The following is a 17645-nucleotide window of genomic DNA, read 5'->3' as shown; positions in this document are numbered from 1 at the left end:
GAAGCCAACCTCAAGATAAGATTTCCCACTTCATAGAAGGTAAGATCCCAGAAAGACTATCTGGTTGATAGGCCCAGGGTGTAAGTGCAGCAATGCATTCAGCTGATGGGTACTAATAGATCGAGGACTTGACCAATAATATTAAAACTTTGCAGTTTTGAAGGTTCGATAAATCTTCATAATGCAGTCATTACAGCGAGGAGGATACACCTGTTCCCATACCGAACACAGAAGTTAAGCTCCTTAGCGCCGAAGGTACTCGGACCGGAAGGTCCCGGGAGAATAGGACGTGGCTGCGTGATAGACCTCCGATATTTCGGAGGTTTTTTTATTTACTAAAAACATGAAAGATCCAATCTTATTGAGAGGATCTTTTTTTGTAAATGCTTGTTTGTTTATGGTTCTATGAATTTTAAAAAGGATTTAGGATCAATAGCAGCAAGAACCCGGTGAAGGCTGTATGCATCCTATTGCGCTTTCGATTTCATTTTCACTTATGTCTTTTATTTTGGAGATTGCATTTTCATACATCTCCTTTGATATGGCCTCACAAGGCATAAAGGGATAATAAGAGCTTCCGTAGGGCATAATACTTATTGCAACTATTTCATCCCAATTTGCCCATATCCAATCTGAAACAGCATTCCACTCGTCTTTTTTGACGCTTATTGTGACAGAGCAGTTGTGATCTACATAGTGGCGCATGAACATACTGTAGTTTTCGAGCTGTCTGATTGCCCCTGCGGAATAGGCTGTAATTTTTGAACTGCTTTTAACAGGGAACTCTATTATGTCAAGATCTTCAGAAGGATCATTTATTACGGTATAGCCGTGTGACTTGAAAGCTTCGGAAAGGGGGCTTTTACAGTGCACTCTTATTCGCCTCATATAATATTTGGCATATGGATAGTGTATTCCCTGAGAAGCTCCTGCCATTTGACTGAGTGTCCCTTCGGGCTTTATTGTAGTAACAAGGTCTGGAAGAGGTCTGCCTAGAGATCGGCAGTATTCAAAGGCCTCCTTTCTAGCTGTGTCCCTGAGTTTTTTTAAAAGGCTTATTTGACTTTTGATGTTCATGCCAGTGACGCTGACCATGTCATGCCATCCAGTGAGAGAGCAGCCTATAGACTGGTCTCTTTTTTTGATATTGTCCCATTTTGAAAGCTCGAGTGTGGCGCTGTTCATGCGAACCGCAGCGCGGGCAGAAAGCCTTTGTGCGGTGCAAAGGGGCTTGACGTCGAGAGAGTTATTTTTGACAAATGCCATGAGGTTTACTGTTGTCAGATTGCAAACACCCCTTGAATCAAGCAGAACCTCCGCGCATGGGTTTATCCCCTTGAAAGTAGGTTTTCGCTTAAGGGCTGAGGCCGAGTTTAGTATTCCCGGTTCGCCATTTTCCATTATCATTGACATGTGGTCATGGAGTCTTTGGCGTGAAGGTTTTGAGGAATAGTATACGGAGTTGTTGCTGATCCTTCTATGTGCAAGGGCTCTGTTTAGAATTCGTTTTTCCTCGTCATACCTGTATATGTCCAGCTTTGAGGATATGCATTCGTTATCGCTGCTGTCTATGATTATCATTTCTGCGGAGCGCCTGACCCCTCCAGCTGAGACGTTTTCGCCAACTATGTTTACAATATCCAAAAGGTCTATAGGCATTAGTTTTTGCAAGGAACCGGTGGGTATTCTCATTTTGACTATACTGGATATCTTTGAAAACATTTCCAAGAGGGTTTCGTGTCCACTTGCAAAACCGCCAAATGTCTCAAGGCGTTCGCCTTTTGGGCGGACATTGTCATAGTCAAAAACTATCTTATCTATGAATCTGTACTCATTTTTTGAAATGAGCTTTAGCATGAAGTCGAGTGAATTGGCCCAGCCCTCGCGGCTGTCGCCGACCTTTACTATGCATGTGTTTTCCCCTATGAACTCAAGTGATGTGTTTGTAATCCTCTTATGCTTTGGAACTGGCTCGTAGTCCTTATGTATGATATTAAAATCCGATCGAAATGGGGACATTTTATAGGAGTCATCCTTTAATATCCTTACCCCTACACCGCAGCCAAGCATAAGCAGGTAAAATATATCCATAAAGCAGTCGATATCGTCGAGAACTATAAATGCACAGTTGTAGTTTGACATTGGGCTTATTGAAGCCATTTTAGTCCCACCTATCCAAAGAGTGCGTCCCGCCAGAAACTGTCTCATGTAAAACATATTGTCAAGTAGCATCAGCTTTTCCTTTTCTTCAACTTTGACAAGGCTGCAGTTATATTCGACAGATCTTTTTACAGTTTCATGCCATCTTTCCATGCGATTTTTTCCACTGTTCCATCTAGAGTAGGACTTGTAGTATATGAATTTGCCCAAATTACTCATGGGTGAAGGGATGCCTTTATATTTTTCTGTGAACGTACATGCCGGAGGGCATTTATCGCAATCCATTGAGAAGTACCCCTTTCAAAAGAGAAGAGTCCATTTCATCCAGTTTTATGCCGGTGTTTGAAAAAAAGTCAAAGTCGCTGTTTCGCCCGTGAAAATCGGAGCCGCCGGTAATTATGAGCCCTAACCTCTTTGCCATGTATTTGTACTTTTTAGATATGTCCCTGCTGTGGGATGAATGGTAGATTTCGAGGCCGTCTATTCCCATACGGGCAATTGCATCTATTGAATCCTGGTTTGAAATCAAAAACGGATGGGCTATTACGCTGAGGCCTTTGGCAGACTTTATGATATTTATTGCATCGCTTACCGAGAGCTTGTACCTTTCAACATATGCAGCCATGCCAGAACCTATGTACTTTTCAAATGCCTCTGACACCGAGCCGATATATCCCTTGTCGACCATAACCTGTCCTATGTGGGGCCTGCCTACTGAATTGGCCGGGTATTTTTCAATATCTGAATAGTCTATATCAAAGCCAATATTGCGAAGCTTTTCTATAATGAGTCTTGCCCTTTGAACCCTGGCATCCTGAAGTTTTTGGCAAAGTTTCAGCAGGGGAGCGTATGTCCACTCTATATTGTATCCAAGTATATGGACTTCTTCGTCATTGTGAAAGCAGCTGAACTCAATTCCGGGTATGAAAATTATATTTTTGTCCTTGCAGTATTCTACTGCTTCGGGCAGGCCGTCCACGCAGTCGTGATCTGTTATGGAAATTCCATAGAGCCCTTTTTTTAGTGAAAGGTCTACTATTTCTTTTGGAGAATAGGTTCCATCGGAATATGTTGAATGAATATGCATGTCTATAAGTTTCATATTTTCACCCCTACTGTATTATTGTAAAATGCTGAGATATATATCACAGGTATGGATGTGTGAACATCCACATGCTCCCGCCAAAGATTGATATTACTTTGAATCTATATTATATAATTATACCCATAAGGGAATCGAAAGTTGCAAGTGTTATATATGCACTTTGGACGGAATGGTGAGGAGATATGCCTTTGCAGGCTCAAGATTAAGCAAAACTTAATTGGGTATAAAAAAACGGATGTTAACGTTTCCAGGAATGCATGTGGGAGTGCTTTTATGTATTTTCAAAAATATATATTATAAAAGGGGAGATGAAGTTATGAAAGTTTACGAGGCGGACAAGGTTAGAAATGTTGTTTTTTTGGGCCACAGTGGATCCGGTAAGTCTAATCTTACAGAGGCCATATTGTTTACAAACAGGATTACAACGAGAATATCAAAGCCAGATGAACAGTCGCAAATGACGTCGACTTTGAATCTTGTTCCAGTTGAGTGGAGCGGACACAAATACAATTTCATAGACACCCCGGGTTATTTTGACTTTATAGGGGATGTGATATCTGCAATGAGGGCGGCGGCGGGAGCCATAATAGTTGTAGACGGCACATCTGACCTTCAGGTGGGAACCGACAAGGCACTTGAAATAACTGATGAAAACAACACTCCTAGATTCATATTTGTAAATAAAATAGACAGCGAAAAGGCTGACTACGAGAATATACTTGAACAGTTAAGGGAAAGATACGGCAAAAAGATAGCTCCATTCCACATACCTATGGCAAAAGGTGACGACTTCAAGGGCTTTGTAAATGTAGTTGACTTGTTTGCAAGAGAATACAACGGCAATGACTGCGTCACGGTGGATGTGCCTGAATATATGAACGATAAAATAGGTCCCGTTAGAGAAATGCTTATGGAATCTGTTGCTGAAAGTGATGAGTCTCTAATGGAAAAATATTTTGAGGGAGAAAGCTTCACTGTAGAAGAGATACATGCAGGGCTTAGAAAAGGGGTTCTTGAAGGCGACATAATACCAGTGCTTTGCGGCTCAACCGCAAAGAATATAGGAATACACACTCTTTTAGACATGGTGTGGGATTACATGCCGTCACCGATAGATGCGGGATACGAGCATGTTACTGACAAATTCTCGGGATTTGTTTTCAAGACTGTATCAGACCCGTTTGTGGGAAGGATGTCGTTTGTAAAGGTCAGTGAAGGAGAAATGCTTCCGGATAGTGAGCTATATAATGTAAGCAAGGGAACCAAGGAAAGGTTAGGCCGCATATACACCATGATAAACGGCCAGCAGATTGAAATAGAAAAGGCCATGGCGGGCGACATAGTTGTGCTTTTAAAGCTTTCGGACACTCAAACGGGAGATACACTTTCAATAGATTCTGACCATGAGCCGTTTGAAAGAATAGAGTTTCCAAAGCCGCAGATATACTTTGCGCTCAGGTCGCTTGGCAAGGGGGATGAAGATAAGATAAGTACAGGTCTTCACAGGATAATGGAGGAAGACCCTTCAATACAGTGGTACAGAAACAGTGAAATAAAGCAGACCCTTATAGGAGGTCAGGGGGAAATACACATAAACAGCATAAGGGAGCAGCTAAAGAAAAAATTCGGAGTAGAAGTAGAGCTCATGGACCCAAAGGTTCCGTACAGGGAGACCATAAAGGGCAAGGCGGATGTGCAGGGTAAGCATAAAAAGCAAACCGGAGGACATGGACAGTACGGTGATGTGAAGATGAAATTTGAACACTCGGAGGAAGACTTTGTATTTGAGGAAAAAATATTTGGAGGGTCGATCCCAAAGGGATATATCCCAGCGGTTGAAAAGGGAATCAGGGAATCCATGCAAAGCGGAGTGCTTGCAGGGTTTCCGGTTACAAACATAAAGGCCACTCTTTATGATGGTTCGTACCACGATGTGGATTCGTCAGAGATGGCATTCAAGATGGCTGCAAGCATGGCATTTAAAAAGGGGATGGAGATTGCACAGCCGGTGCTTTTGGAGCCGGTGATGAAAATGAAGATAGTAGTTCCTGAAAGCTATATGGGAGATATAATGGGTGATATAAACAAGAAAAGGGGAAGGATACTTGGAATGGAGCCCTGTGGAAAGGGTAAGCAGGCTATATATGCTGAGGCTCCTCAGGTTGAGACATTTAAATATGCCATAGACCTTAAGTCCATGACACAGGGAAGAGGATTTTTTGAGATGGAGTTTGCAAGATATGAGGAGATCCCACCTCATATGGTTGAAAAGGTAATAGAGTCTGCAAAAAGTGAAAAAGAAAAAGTGAAGCTTTAATTTTCTGCCCGTGAAAACTAAAGACAAAAGGTCAAATGCGTTTGCATTTGACCTTTTAAATTTAAAAAATAGTTAAAAGCCTGAGAGAAAGGGAAATAATAACAAGTAGAGAAGAAAAAATAATACTTGCGGCGCTGAGCGACAGGGCCATAAACATTCAGCCTTAAAGAGAGAAATCTCATAAGGGCCAACATCCTTAGGAACACACTCATAAATACAATTTGAGAAGGTGGGGTGCTACAATGCTTTGTGAAAAATGCAATCAAAAACAGGCTACTTTACATCTTACGGAGATAAAAAACGGAATTAAGAAGGAAAGGCATCTTTGCGAAAGTTGTGCAAAAGAGGAAAAGAGCATGAAAGTGGATTTTAGTATTCCTTTTTCAGTACAAGACATATTCTCAAGCATAATGGATGTGGACATAGACAATGTCTTTTCCGTAAAGGAGGAGCAGATATGCCCTAACTGCAACAGCACATACAACAGATTCAAAAATGTAGGTAGGTTTGGGTGCCACAAATGCTACGACACATTCAAAGATCAGCTCTTACCGCTTGTAAAGAGAATACAGGGCTCAACTCAGCACATGGGAAAAGTGCCTAAAAAGGCTGCCGGCAGCCTCAGAATGCAAAAAGAGATAGGCGTGCTTAAAGACAGGCTGAATGAGGCGATTGCAAGTGAAGATTTTGAAAATGCGGCAAAGATAAGAGACGACATAAAAAGACTTGAAAAAGATCTGGATTCAAACATGTAAAGGGGGGAGAAAATTGCCTAAATGGATTAAAGCCAATGAGGATGAATCGAATGTGGTTATAAGCTCTAGAATGAGGCTTGCAAGAAACCTTTCAAACTACTACTTCAGCAACAAGCTCAAGGCTGGGGAGGCCGCCCAGGTGACAAAAGAGGTCGAGGACGCAGTGATGAGTGGAAACAGCGCGCTGAAAGATCAGTTCAGCCTACACAACATGAAGGATATGGACGAGCTGGAGCGTGTAATGCTCATAGAAAAGCATATGATAAGCAGGGAACTTGCAAAGACTGAAATGGGAGCCGTTCTTATAAAAGAAGATGAAACTGTGAGCATAATGCTGAATGAAGAGGACCACATAAGAATACAGACAATACTTCCGGGACTGAATCTTGAGAAGGCTTGGGACATCGCGGACAAGGTTGACGATGTGCTTGAAGAACGTCTGCACTATGCATTTGACGAGAGGTTCGGATATCTTACCGCATGCCCTACTAACGTTGGAACTGGGATGAGGGCTTCGATAATGATGCATCTTCCAGCTCTTGTGGAAATGGGGTATATGGACGGAGTATTAAAGGCGGCAAACCAGATAGGTCTTGCCATAAGGGGAATATATGGAGAAGGCAGCAATTCGAGAGGAAATATATTTCAAATATCAAATCAGCTTACACTCGGCAGGAATGAAAAGGAACTTTTTGCAAATATAACGGGCCTTGCAAAGCAGCTTGTGTCGAAGGAGATTGAAGCAAGAAGCTTCCTGAAAAAAAATCAGGGAATAAAGCTGGAGGACAAGATATTCAGATCTTTGGGAACCCTTCAAAGTGCAAGAGTAATGGATTCGGCAGAGGCAATGAGCCTGCTTTCAAATGTAAAGCTTGGCATAGAGATGGGATATATAAAGGACATTTCGACAAGAGAGATAGACCTGCTGTTCATAAGGATACAGCCGGCCCATCAGCTAAAGATGTTCAATCCAAAGACCCCTGGCGAGCGCGATGTGAAAAGGGCCGGGTTCATAAGAGAGCAGTTGGAAAAAATGATTGAGGATAAGTAGATAAGAGGGGGGATGCGATATGTTTAACAACTTTACTCAAAGAGCAAAGGATGTGCTCGACCTTGCAGGAAAGCAGGCGAGCAGTCTGGGCCACAATTTTGTGGGGAGTGAGCACATACTTCTTGGAATACTTGCAGAAAAAAACGGTGTGGGAGCCCAGACTCTGGAAAAGTTCGGGGTGTCGCTTGAAGGTGTACGGGAATCAATAGAGGAAATAGAAGGCAAGGGAACTTCGGGAGTACAGGTCCTCGGGTTTACTCCAAGAACAAAGAGAATATTTGAAATAAGCGTAAGGGAAGCTCAAAAACTGGGGCACAGCTATGTTGGAACAGAGCACCTTCTGCTGGCAATAATAAAGGAAGGGGAAGGCATAGCGGTCAGAATACTTCAGGAGATGGGAATTAACCTGAATATGCTTATAAATGACATACTCAATGTGCTCGGAGGGGGAGGCAAGTCGAGCAGAGCAGAAGAACCATATCAAAAGTCGTTTGCGAGCACTCCCACGCTGGACAAGTTTGGAAGGGATCTTACGGTCCAGGCGGAGGAAGGCAAGCTGGACCCGGTGATAGGAAGAGAAAAGGAGATAGAAAGGGTAATACAAATACTCAGCAGAAGGACTAAAAACAACCCTGTGCTAATAGGTGATCCCGGAGTTGGAAAGACTGCGGCGGTGGAAGGGCTTGCCGAAAAGATAGTGAAGGGAGATGTCCCGGAAATTCTTAAAAACAAGAGGATAGTCGCGGTAGACATGGCTTCCATGATAGCGGGGGCCAAGTATAGGGGAGAGTTTGAAGAAAGGCTCAAAAAAGTTATGGAAGAACTCATGAAGGCCAAGGATGTAATACTTTTCATAGACGAATTCCACACTATAATAGGAGCAGGAGGAGCCGAAGGGGCCATAGACGCATCCAACATACTAAAGCCGTCGCTTGCAAGGGGCGAGATACAGGTTATAGGTGCAACTACAATAGACGAGTACAGGAAGCATGTCGAAAAGGACCCGGCGCTTGAAAGAAGATTCCAGCCTGTCATTGTAGAGGAACCCGACATGGAGGACTCGATAAGGATACTTCTCGGCCTTCGGGACAGGTATGAGGCACACCACAATGTGAAGATATCAGACGAGGCTATAAAGGCTGCAGTAGAACTGTCACACAGGTATATAACAGACAGGTTCCTTCCAGACAAGGCCATAGACCTGATAGATGAGGCGGCCTCAAAAGTAAGGCTTAGAAGGCATACGGCACCTGACGGAATAAAGCAGCTTGAGGACAGGATTAAGGATCTCGCACAGGAAAAGGAAGAGGCCATAAGCATGCAGGATTTTGAAAAGGCCGCAAACATAAGGGATGAGGAGAAAAAGCTCAAGGAAGAGCTAAAGTCGGTAAAGGACGAATGGAAGAAGCAAAGCCAGGGTTTATCTGAAAAAGTGACTGAAGAGGATATAGCGTCAATAGTATCGCTTTGGACATCCATACCGGTTACAAAGCTTCAGGAGGAGGAGTCACAAAGGCTGTTAAAACTTGAAGAGACTCTTCACAAGAGAGTCATAGGGCAGAATGAGGCCATAGATTCCGTTGCAAAGGCCATAAGAAGGGCCAGGGTGGGCCTTAAGGACCCAAACAGGCCTATAGGTTCGTTCATATTCCTAGGACCTACGGGGGTGGGTAAAACAGAGCTTACAAAGGCCCTTGCAGAGGTAATGTTTGGAGACGAAGACCTAATGGTCAGGATAGACATGTCGGAATACATGGAAAAACATGCCGTATCGAAGCTCATAGGATCTCCTCCGGGATATGTGGGCCATGAAGAAGGCGGACAGCTTACTGAAAAGGTGAGAAGAAAACCCTATTCGGTAGTCTTATTTGACGAGATAGAAAAAGCCCATCCGGACGTATTTAATACCCTGCTTCAAATACTTGACGACGGAAGGCTTACAGACTCGAAGGGAAGGACAGTGGACTTTAAGAACACAGTGATAATAATGACATCGAATGTAGGGGCCAGCACGATAAAAAGGCAAAAATCACTTGGATTCACTCCCGGAGTGGACGAGGAAAAGCAGGAAAAAAGCGAATATGAAAAAATGAAAGACAATGTGACGAATGAGCTCAGAAGGAGTTTCAGACCTGAATTTTTAAACAGGATAGATGATATAATAGTGTTCCACGCCCTGACTCAAAGAGACATAGGCAACATAGTGGAAATAATGATAGGACAGCTGAGAAAGAGGCTCGAGGATATGGACATAGAAATGGAGCTTACAGAAGAGGCAAAAGAATTCATAGCTCAAAAAGGATTTGACCCTGAATACGGGGCGAGGCCCCTCAAAAGGGCTATACAAAAGTATCTTGAAGACAGGATATCTGAAGAGATGCTCAAAGGAAACATAAAAAAAGGAGAGCATTTTTTAATAAGTAGAGAAGATGGAAAGCTTAAATTCAGTACGAAGGTATTGGGTTAAAAGCAGAATATTCTATCAGCTGGACATGTTTTATAAAATACAGAGGGAGCCGTGCGAGGCTCCCGTTTTTATGGCATTATATTGATTATTTTTCATAATAGTCAACATACCTATGTAAATATGATATGAATTTTGATATCCTATAAATAGATTGTTATTAAGAGTTTATGCAGGCGCGAAGGGTGGTTGTTTTTTTGGCCAAAATAAAAACTAAATTCATATGTCAAAACTGCGGGTTTGAAACTCCCAAATGGATGGGAAAATGTCCAGAGTGTTCGAGCTGGAACAGCTTTGAGGAGACTGTAAACCAAAAGGAAACAGTCAAGCCATCGCTTTCATCCATAGGAAGCGGGATAAGCCGTGCAGTTCCAATAGATTCGATAGAGGCAAGGGATGAGGACAGGCAAAGCAGTGGAATAAAAGAGCTGGACAGGGTGCTTGGAGGAGGAATAGTAGAAGGATCTCTCACGCTTGTAGGCGGAGACCCGGGAATAGGAAAATCCACAATACTTCTTCAGTTGTCCCAAAATCTTGCGAATAAGAATTTCAAGGTGCTTTACATTTCAGGCGAGGAGTCAGCCTATCAGCTCAGCATGAGGGCAAAGAGGCTTGGGATATCGAGTCCGAACCTTTATATAATGGCGGAGAGCAATCTTGAGGTCATAAGGCTTCAGGTTGAGAGCCTGAGCCCTGACTATATGATTGTGGACTCAATACAGACTATGTTTACACAGCATATAACATCAACTCCGGGAAGCGTAAGCCAGGTAAAAGAGGCGACATCGCTTCTTATGAAGATATCGAAAAGCATGGGCATTGCGACGTTCATAGTGGGCCATGTCACAAAGGACGGCTCTATAGCGGGGCCAAGGCTGCTAGAGCATATGGTGGACACGGTGCTTTATTTTGAAGGCGACAGATATAACACATACAGGATGATAAGGGCTGTAAAGAACAGGTTTGGATCGACAAACGAACTGGGGGTATTTGAAATGAGCGGGCTTGGGCTTATGGAGGTTGAAAATCCGTCCAAGATACTGATTTCTGAAAAGCCAAAAGGGGTTCCGGGTTCTGTGATAGTTTCTACAATGGAGGGCACAAGACCCATGCTTGCTGAAATACAGGCGCTGGTATCGCCAAACAGTTTTGGAATACCAAGAAGAATGTGTACGGGAGTTGACAGTAGCAGGATGTCGCTTCTTTTGGCAGTGCTTGAAAAGAGGGCCGGAATGCAGGTGCAGGGGCAGGATGTATACCTCAATGTTGTAGGGGGAATAAAGCTGGCAGAACCGGCCATAGACCTTGGGATAGTACTTTCAATTGCATCTGGATTTAGAAACCGCGAAATAGACCAGGGTCTTGTGGCGATAGGAGAAGTAGGGCTTACTGGAGAAGTGAGAGGCGTGAACTTTATTGAAAAGAGAATAAAGGAATGTGTAAAACTAGGTTTTACCAAAGCAATTGTTCCAAAAAATAATATTAAGGGGATCGAAAAAATGAAAGGGATACAATTATTTGGGGTACAAAGTATAAGAGAAGCTTTAGATGTTATTTTGGGAGGTTAGGCATGCAGAATATATTTATGAAAGATAAGGAAAAACTGAAGTCTCTCAAGATGATAGCACCAGGCACTCCGCTTCGTGAAGGCCTTGAAAGTATATTGAGAGCTAAAACTGGAGCTCTTATAGTTGTAGCTGACAGCGAGGATGTAATGAGTATAGTGGAAGGCGGCTTCAATATAAATGCGGATTTTTCACCTGCATATCTTTACGAGCTTGCAAAAATGGACGGTTCCATAATACTGAGCAGTGATGGAAAAAAGATATTATATGCAAATACGCAGCTTGTACCAGACCATTCAATATCATCAAAGGAAACTGGAATAAGGCACAGGACGGCAGAGAGAGTAGCAAGACAGACCGGGAAAATGGTAATATCGATATCCCAAAGAAGGAATATAATAACACTGTATCAGGGGTATTCGAAATATATAGTCACTGTGATATCAGAGGTTCTTGCAAAGGCCAACCAGGCAATACAGACGCTGGACAAATACAAGTCTGTGCTTGATCAGGGGATGATAAACCTCAGTGCTCTTGAATTCGAAGATTTTGTGACGCTTTACGACGTAGTCACGGTAATACAGAGGAATGAAATGGTAATGAGGATAATGGATGAGGTTGAAAAATACATAATAGAGCTTGGCGATGAAGGAAGGCTTGTGAGCATGCAGCTGGACGAGCTTATTGGAAGCGTAAAAGAGGATGGAGAGCTTCTTTTTAAGGACTACAACATAAATCGGGAAATAGACTATGAAGAATTTAAGAAGTCAATGAGAAGCCTCTCTTCAGAAGACCTTATAGACCTTTCAAACATAGTAAAGCTTCTCGGATACTCACAAATAACATCAGATCTGGACCTTTCGGTATACCCTAAAGGATACAGGGTTATCAATATGATACCAAGACTCCCAAGCAGCGTGGTTGCAAATCTGGTATCGGATTTCAACGGATTCCAGTCAATACTCAAAGCCACTATAGAAGAGCTTGACGCCGTTGACGGAATAGGTGAGGTAAGGGCCCAGTCAATAAGAAACGGGCTAAGAAGAATACAAGAACAGGTTCTTCTTGACAGACATATATAAAAAGGGAAAGGACATTTCAACCATAAGAAATGTCCTTTAAAGTTTAGACCTATACAAGGCTAGAGAAGTGAATATTTACCAAGAGCCCCTATTTTATCATATTCTTTTTTAACTATACTTTCGAAATTCACATCAAGTACATTGCACAGCGAAGCCACATAGAAAAGGTGGTTCCCAAGTTCTGTTTCCACGACATCCCTGCAATTTTCACAAAGAGAGCCGCTTATATGGCTGTCTAGGAATGAAGAGAGCTCGCTATAGGAGATTTCGTTAGGGATGTCCTGCTTGCTTGCGCATATCTGGACACACCCGCAGGCGGTTGCTGACTTTACTATAGCCCTGTTCACCTTTGAAGTGCTTTCTTGTAATTTTGTTATTATGTCTAGAATACTCTTATGTCTGACAAGCGAATCTTTTACTCTTTCCTCGAATTCATTAAAACTAAAATTGGACATAATCAACTCACCCCTGAATATAATGTTTTATATAATAAAAAAAGAAAATTAATTTAAAGCCTATGCTTAGTATAATACGTAATGATGTAGCTGGTCAAATGAGATTTAATGAAACAAATATACATATAAAGGCAAAACATATGGAAATAAGTGATGAATAAAAAGCTAGCAGGGTATATATACCCTGTTAAGTAAATATTAAAAGCTACAGGCCAGTTTTTTTAATGAATTTCTAATGCTGTATATTTTGACAAAATGGAATAACTGTTATAAAATTGAGTATATTTAAGAGGCAATGTAGTTAATAGTCAAAAATAATTTGTTGGGAGGTGAATCCGTGATAGGAAAGATAATAAGAGGGCTGGCATCGCTTATAGGGATAACTGTCGGCGTTGCATTATACTTTTACGTTTTGAGATTTTTTCCAGGGCTCGTAAAAGACTCTCAGATATATCAGATACTGGGAGCTGCGATTTCTGGAATGATAATGGGATTTATATTTTTTATAGTGTCTCCATGGATAATAAAAGAAGGCAAGGATATGGCCAACTGGGTGGAAGGTGAGATGTCAAAGCTTCCTCCGATGGAGATAATAATGGGATCAATAGGACTTATAATAGGGCTTGTAATAGCATATCTTATAAGCCAGCTTATAATGCAAATATCGGTGCCTATAATAGGGACGACAATATCCGTGGCCCTTTATATATTCGTGGGATATGTTGGAATGAACCTTGGAAGACGTATAGTGAACAAGAACAAGGAGGAACTTTTCAACATAGCTGGCATGCTCAGCAAAATTTCAAATCCTAAAGAAAAGGATTCGAAAGAAAAGGGCAAGGGCGAATTTGAGGCCATGCCAAAAGTACTGGATACGAGCGTCATAATAGATGGAAGGATTCTGGACATATGCAAGACCGGCTTTATAGAGGGAAAGCTCATAGTTCCAACATATGTGCTTGAAGAATTAAGGCATATAGCGGATTCTTCGGATGACCTTAAAAGGGTCAGAGGAAGAAGGGGGCTGGACATACTTAATGCACTTCAAAAAGAGGAAGACATAGAGGTTGAAATATACGAAAAGGATTTTGAAGACATTGCGGAAGTTGACAGCAAGCTGCTTAAGCTAACTGAAGTGATTGGCGGAAAAGTGGTGACTAACGACTACAACCTTAACAAGGTCGCTCAGTTCCAAGGGGTAAAGGTGCTCAACATAAATGAATTGGCAAATGCGGTGAAACCTGTTGCAATTCCAGGAGAACGCATGACCGTCCAGATAGTTAAGGAAGGAAAGGAATCAGGTCAAGGAGTAGCCTACCTTGACGATGGTACTATGATAGTTGTGGAAGGTGGCAAGAAATACATGACAAAGACAATAACGGTACTTGTGACATCTGTACTTCAAACTGCCGCAGGAAGAATGATATTTGCAAAGCCTGGAGAATAATTACTCAATGGCGCATATGGGTTGGAATGCATTTAATGGGGTATGTCATATATTACTATGGCATACTTTTTTATTGCGAAATTTTCCAGATGAGGGGGTGGCGGTTTTGGAAAAGAGGAAGATAAATAAGAAACTTCATACCTTTATTAAAGGGGAAGTTGAAGAATATCAAAATCGTGACATAATAGACGAGAGCCAGCATGCACAGATTATGGACATTTACGAGGTGAGCGGCGAAAACAATTTTGTAAAGATAGTGGTTACAATAGGAGCCGTACTTGTAGGGCTTGGATTCATGAGTTTTATAGCGAGCAACTGGGAACAGTTGTCAAAGCCTGTGAAATTTTCAGTGGTAATGGTTGCATTTTTGGTGTCAATGTATGCATCATACAGGCTTGAGGATGAATATCCCAAAATATCTGTCAGTATGCTTTACATATCATCTCTTATATTTGGGTCGGGAATATTCCTAAATGGTCAGACATTCAACTATGGAGGGCATTTCAGCAGTGCATTTTTGCTTTGGGGCATTGGAATAATTCCAATGGCAGCATTTTTTTCAGACAGGATACTGTTTGTATTCTCGCAGATACTCGTAATAGTGTACCTTGGCGGACGGTTTGAATTTTGGAATATGGCATATCCAATTATAATACTTATACCTGCATATTACTATTTGAACAGATACATCGAAAACTCCAAAATAGGAACGTTTTTTACAAATCTACTTCTGGTCAATTTTATAATATATATGGCCGACAGATACAATGCTGAAGGGGTATATACTACGCTTTTAATATTTGCAGCGGGCGCGGCGATGTACTACATTCCCATAGCGCTAAACAAGAATATATTCAGGGTTGAAGGCATAATATTCATGGGAATTTCAGGAATAATGCTGACTTACAAGGACATGTGGGCGGATCTGTCGTATGTTTCAAGGCCGAATACAGTGGCGGTCATATTCGGGATTTTGCTCATAGCGTGGTTTTTATGGCTTGCAAGCAGACCACATGTGAGCGCAGTAGTTTTCATATGCATTATAATATTCAGATACTATTTCGACACATTTTATGACTTCATGCCAAAGTCACTGTTTTTCATGGTGGGAGGTCTTGTGCTTCTGGGATTTGGATACTATATAGAAAATATGAGAAAGCGAGGAGAAGCAGATGGCGAGTGATAAAAAGAGAAGATTTGTATATTCATTTTTGCTGCCCATAGCAATACTGCTTTCGATGACTGTAATTCCAATTACCGCAAAGCTAATGGGGGATGAAATAATTGTGGAGACTATGCCGTATGACCCAAGGGACGTATTCAGGGGCGACTATGTGGCTCTTTCATACAAGATAAATGAGGTGGAGATAGAAAAGCTTCCAGATGATATAAAAAATGAAAAGGACATCCAAAAACTTGAAAAATATAAAAATCGCACGGTATATGCAGTGCTCAAAAAAGAAGGGGAATTTCATATTGTGGACAGTATAAGCCTTGAACGGCCCCAAAGTGGAATATACCTAAAAAGCAAAATAAGGGACATATACACGCTTGTATACAGAGCTGAGCATACGGAAGGGGAAAGAGAAGATGGCCGCGTTGCATACGATACCATATTTTTAAGATACAACATAGACAGGTATTTTGTACCTGAAAACACTGGAAAAGACCTTGAAAAGATGTCGAGAGAGGGAACGCTATCGGCAAGGGCAAAGGTATACAGGGGATATGCCCTTTTAGAAGAGATATTCCCTAGTGAGCAGATTGAAAACTGAAAAGAGCAGCATTCTAAAAAGGCCATTCATTCCGCTTTGTCTGCATGAATGGCCTTTTTGCATACTCCATGTTTCAATGCAGGTAGTTAACATGGTATAATTAATAACTGTGTAGAAAATAGAATCTGCAGTTTTGCGAAATGATTTTGGAGGTTTTAAGTTTATGAATATTGCAGTAGTAGCGCCATCTCTTATAATGTCTTTTTTATGTGGATCGATTCCAAGTGGATATTTGATTGTCAAGAAGTTCAAGGAAATCGACATAAGGGTCACTGGAAGCGGAAATATAGGTTCCACCAATGTAAGAAGAGCTGCAGGAAAAAAGCTCTCGGCCATTACTCAGGCAATGGACGTTGCAAAAGGGCTGCTTCCCGTGCTCATTTCGATGATCATATTCAAGAGTTTTGATGTGGACATGGAAAAGAGCTATTTTATAGCACTTAATGCATTTTTTGCAATACTTGGGCACGACTATACTCCGTTTTTAAACTTTAATGGAGGAAAAGGGGTAAATACGACGCTTGGCGCATTTTTGGCCATAGAGCCAATATCGGTATTTTCAGGGCTTGTCGTGTATTTTGCTCTTAGGCCGGTCACAAGCATAGTGTCAATAAGGTCTATGGCCCTTGGAGCAGTAATTGCGGTGGTAACTTTTTTAAAGGGAGCTCCCCAGGGGAGCGTTATATTCACAGCTCTTGCGGCAGTGCTTATAATATGGAGACACAAGGAGAACATAAAAAGGCTTGTAAAGGGACACGAAAAATAGATTTGGAGGCAATCATATGAACAGCGCCATAGTACTTTGTGCAGGCAGAGGAAAGAGGATGAAAAGCGGCATAAACAAGATGTACATGGAAATATGGGGGAGGCCACTTGTTCTTATTACACTTGAGAGCATGATTTCAGTTCCGGAAATAGATGAACTTGTAGTTGTAATATCAAGAGAAGATGAGGCCCTATTTAATGAAAAGGTTTTTGAGAGGCTTGAATGTAGAAAGAAAATCAGCATTGTATATGGGGGAAGCGAAAGGCAGGAGTCCGTATACAATGGACTTCAAAAGGTGAGCGATGGTTGTGAAATAGTGATTATACACGATGGGGCGAGGCCTTTTGCAACCCGCGATATGATAAAAAGGACAATTGAATGCGCAAGTGCTAAGGGTGCATGTGCGGCAGGGGTTCCTGCAAAGGATACTATAAAAATTGTCGACGAGGAAGGGATAGTGATCGATACGCCAAACAGAAAAGAACTTTGGTGCATTCAAACCCCTCAGACATTCAAATTGGACATCATAAAAAGGGCGTATGAAAAGGCCGTGAGTGAGGGATACGCAGCCACAGACGACAGCATGGTTGCGGAATACTCGGGAGAAAAAGTGCAGATAGTCATGGGAGACTACGAGAATATAAAGATCACAACACCTGAAGACATTCCATTTGCAAAGGCGATACTGGAAAGGAGAAGATAG

Annotated in this window: 15 protein-coding genes and 2 rRNA genes; 14 read left to right on the top strand and 3 right to left on the bottom strand. The window is 41.9% G+C overall.

Features of this window, described 5'->3' with window-relative positions; all coding sequences use genetic code 11:
• Both BUQ87_RS12565 and rrf read left to right on the top strand, forming a co-directional pair.
• Nucleotides 1-136, top strand: a 23S ribosomal RNA gene (locus tag BUQ87_RS12565); the annotation flags it as partial.
• Nucleotides 137-182: 46 nt separating this feature from the next.
• Nucleotides 183-299 (top strand): 5S ribosomal RNA (gene rrf / locus BUQ87_RS12560).
• Between the two features lie 130 nt (nucleotides 300-429).
• Here the strand turns inward: rrf and nrdJ are convergent.
• Together nrdJ and BUQ87_RS12550 are read right to left on the bottom strand one after the other, a co-directional pair.
• Nucleotides 430-2445, bottom strand: coding sequence for a ribonucleoside-triphosphate reductase, adenosylcobalamin-dependent (nrdJ, locus tag BUQ87_RS12555; RefSeq protein ID WP_052636331.1), 2016 nt, complete (start codon nucleotides 2443-2445; stop codon nucleotides 430-432).
• Entirely contained in the window at nucleotides 2432-3262 is an 831-nt protein-coding gene (locus BUQ87_RS12550; protein WP_038267441.1) for a PHP domain-containing protein, read from the bottom strand. Before BUQ87_RS12550 ends, nrdJ begins: the two co-directional genes overlap by 14 nt.
• Nucleotides 3263-3581: 319 nt before the next feature.
• On the opposite strand from BUQ87_RS12550, the gene BUQ87_RS12545 reads away from it, so the two are divergent.
• From BUQ87_RS12545 to disA, 7 genes are all read left to right on the top strand, one after another.
• On the top strand, nucleotides 3582-5582 hold the full coding sequence (locus BUQ87_RS12545) for an elongation factor G (protein ID WP_038267438.1): 2001 nt from the start codon (nucleotides 3582-3584) through the stop codon (nucleotides 5580-5582).
• Nucleotides 5583-5650: 68 nt separating this feature from the next.
• Nucleotides 5651-5749, top strand: a complete 99-nt coding sequence (locus tag BUQ87_RS15855; RefSeq protein ID WP_159434332.1) for a hypothetical protein — start codon at nucleotides 5651-5653, stop codon at nucleotides 5747-5749.
• A 54-nt stretch (nucleotides 5750-5803) separates the two neighbouring features.
• Entirely contained in the window at nucleotides 5804-6337 is a 534-nt protein-coding gene (locus tag BUQ87_RS12540) for a UvrB/UvrC motif-containing protein (RefSeq protein ID WP_200774469.1), read from the top strand.
• 13 nt (nucleotides 6338-6350) lie between these two features.
• A complete protein-coding gene (locus BUQ87_RS12535; protein ID WP_038267433.1) occupies nucleotides 6351-7388 on the top strand; it encodes a protein arginine kinase in 1038 nt (345 codons plus the stop codon).
• Nucleotides 7389-7407: 19 nt separating this feature from the next.
• Nucleotides 7408-9855 (top strand): ATP-dependent Clp protease ATP-binding subunit, encoded by a 2448-nt coding sequence (locus BUQ87_RS12530; RefSeq protein WP_038267430.1) that lies wholly within the window; start codon nucleotides 7408-7410, stop codon nucleotides 9853-9855.
• Nucleotides 9856-10049: 194 nt separating this feature from the next.
• On the top strand, nucleotides 10050-11420 hold the full coding sequence (gene radA / locus BUQ87_RS12525) for a DNA repair protein RadA (protein ID WP_038267428.1): 1371 nt from the start codon (nucleotides 10050-10052) through the stop codon (nucleotides 11418-11420).
• 2 nt (nucleotides 11421-11422) lie between these two features.
• On the top strand, nucleotides 11423-12499 hold the full coding sequence (gene disA / locus BUQ87_RS12520; protein WP_038267426.1) for a DNA integrity scanning diadenylate cyclase DisA: 1077 nt from the start codon (nucleotides 11423-11425) through the stop codon (nucleotides 12497-12499).
• Between the two features lie 59 nt (nucleotides 12500-12558).
• On the opposite strand, the gene BUQ87_RS12515 is transcribed toward disA, so the two are convergent.
• A complete protein-coding gene (locus BUQ87_RS12515) occupies nucleotides 12559-12954 on the bottom strand; it encodes a nucleoside triphosphate pyrophosphohydrolase family protein (protein ID WP_038267424.1) in 396 nt (131 codons plus the stop codon).
• A 337-nt stretch (nucleotides 12955-13291) separates the two neighbouring features.
• Between BUQ87_RS12515 and BUQ87_RS12510 the strand changes: the two genes are divergently transcribed.
• The 5 genes from BUQ87_RS12510 to ispD all read left to right on the top strand — a co-directional run bounded on the left by BUQ87_RS12510 (nucleotide 13292) and on the right by ispD (nucleotide 17645).
• Nucleotides 13292-14401 (top strand): PIN/TRAM domain-containing protein, encoded by a 1110-nt coding sequence (locus tag BUQ87_RS12510; RefSeq protein ID WP_038267421.1) that lies wholly within the window; start codon nucleotides 13292-13294, stop codon nucleotides 14399-14401.
• A 106-nt stretch (nucleotides 14402-14507) separates the two neighbouring features.
• Nucleotides 14508-15584: a DUF2157 domain-containing protein gene (locus BUQ87_RS12505; RefSeq protein ID WP_038267419.1), complete on the top strand. Its 1077-nt coding sequence runs from the start codon at nucleotides 14508-14510 to the stop codon at nucleotides 15582-15584.
• Nucleotides 15574-16176: a GDYXXLXY domain-containing protein gene (locus BUQ87_RS12500; RefSeq protein WP_052636328.1), complete on the top strand. Its 603-nt coding sequence runs from the start codon at nucleotides 15574-15576 to the stop codon at nucleotides 16174-16176. The genes BUQ87_RS12505 and BUQ87_RS12500 overlap by 11 nt, the downstream gene beginning before the upstream one ends.
• Before the next feature lie 163 nt (nucleotides 16177-16339).
• On the top strand, nucleotides 16340-16942 hold the full coding sequence (gene plsY, locus BUQ87_RS12495; protein ID WP_038267418.1) for a glycerol-3-phosphate 1-O-acyltransferase PlsY: 603 nt from the start codon (nucleotides 16340-16342) through the stop codon (nucleotides 16940-16942).
• Between the two features lie 16 nt (nucleotides 16943-16958).
• Nucleotides 16959-17645 carry a 2-C-methyl-D-erythritol 4-phosphate cytidylyltransferase gene (gene ispD / locus BUQ87_RS12490; protein WP_038267415.1) on the top strand — a complete coding sequence of 229 codons (687 nt, stop codon included), beginning with the start codon at nucleotides 16959-16961 and terminating at the stop codon, nucleotides 17643-17645.

This window comes from Peptoclostridium litorale DSM 5388 (assembly GCF_900141635.1).
GTDB classification, from domain to species: domain Bacteria; phylum Bacillota; class Clostridia; order Peptostreptococcales; family Peptostreptococcaceae; genus Peptoclostridium; species Peptoclostridium litorale.
The sequence above is the reverse complement of the archived record's forward strand: the minus strand, read 5'-3'. Positions and strand labels throughout refer to the sequence as shown.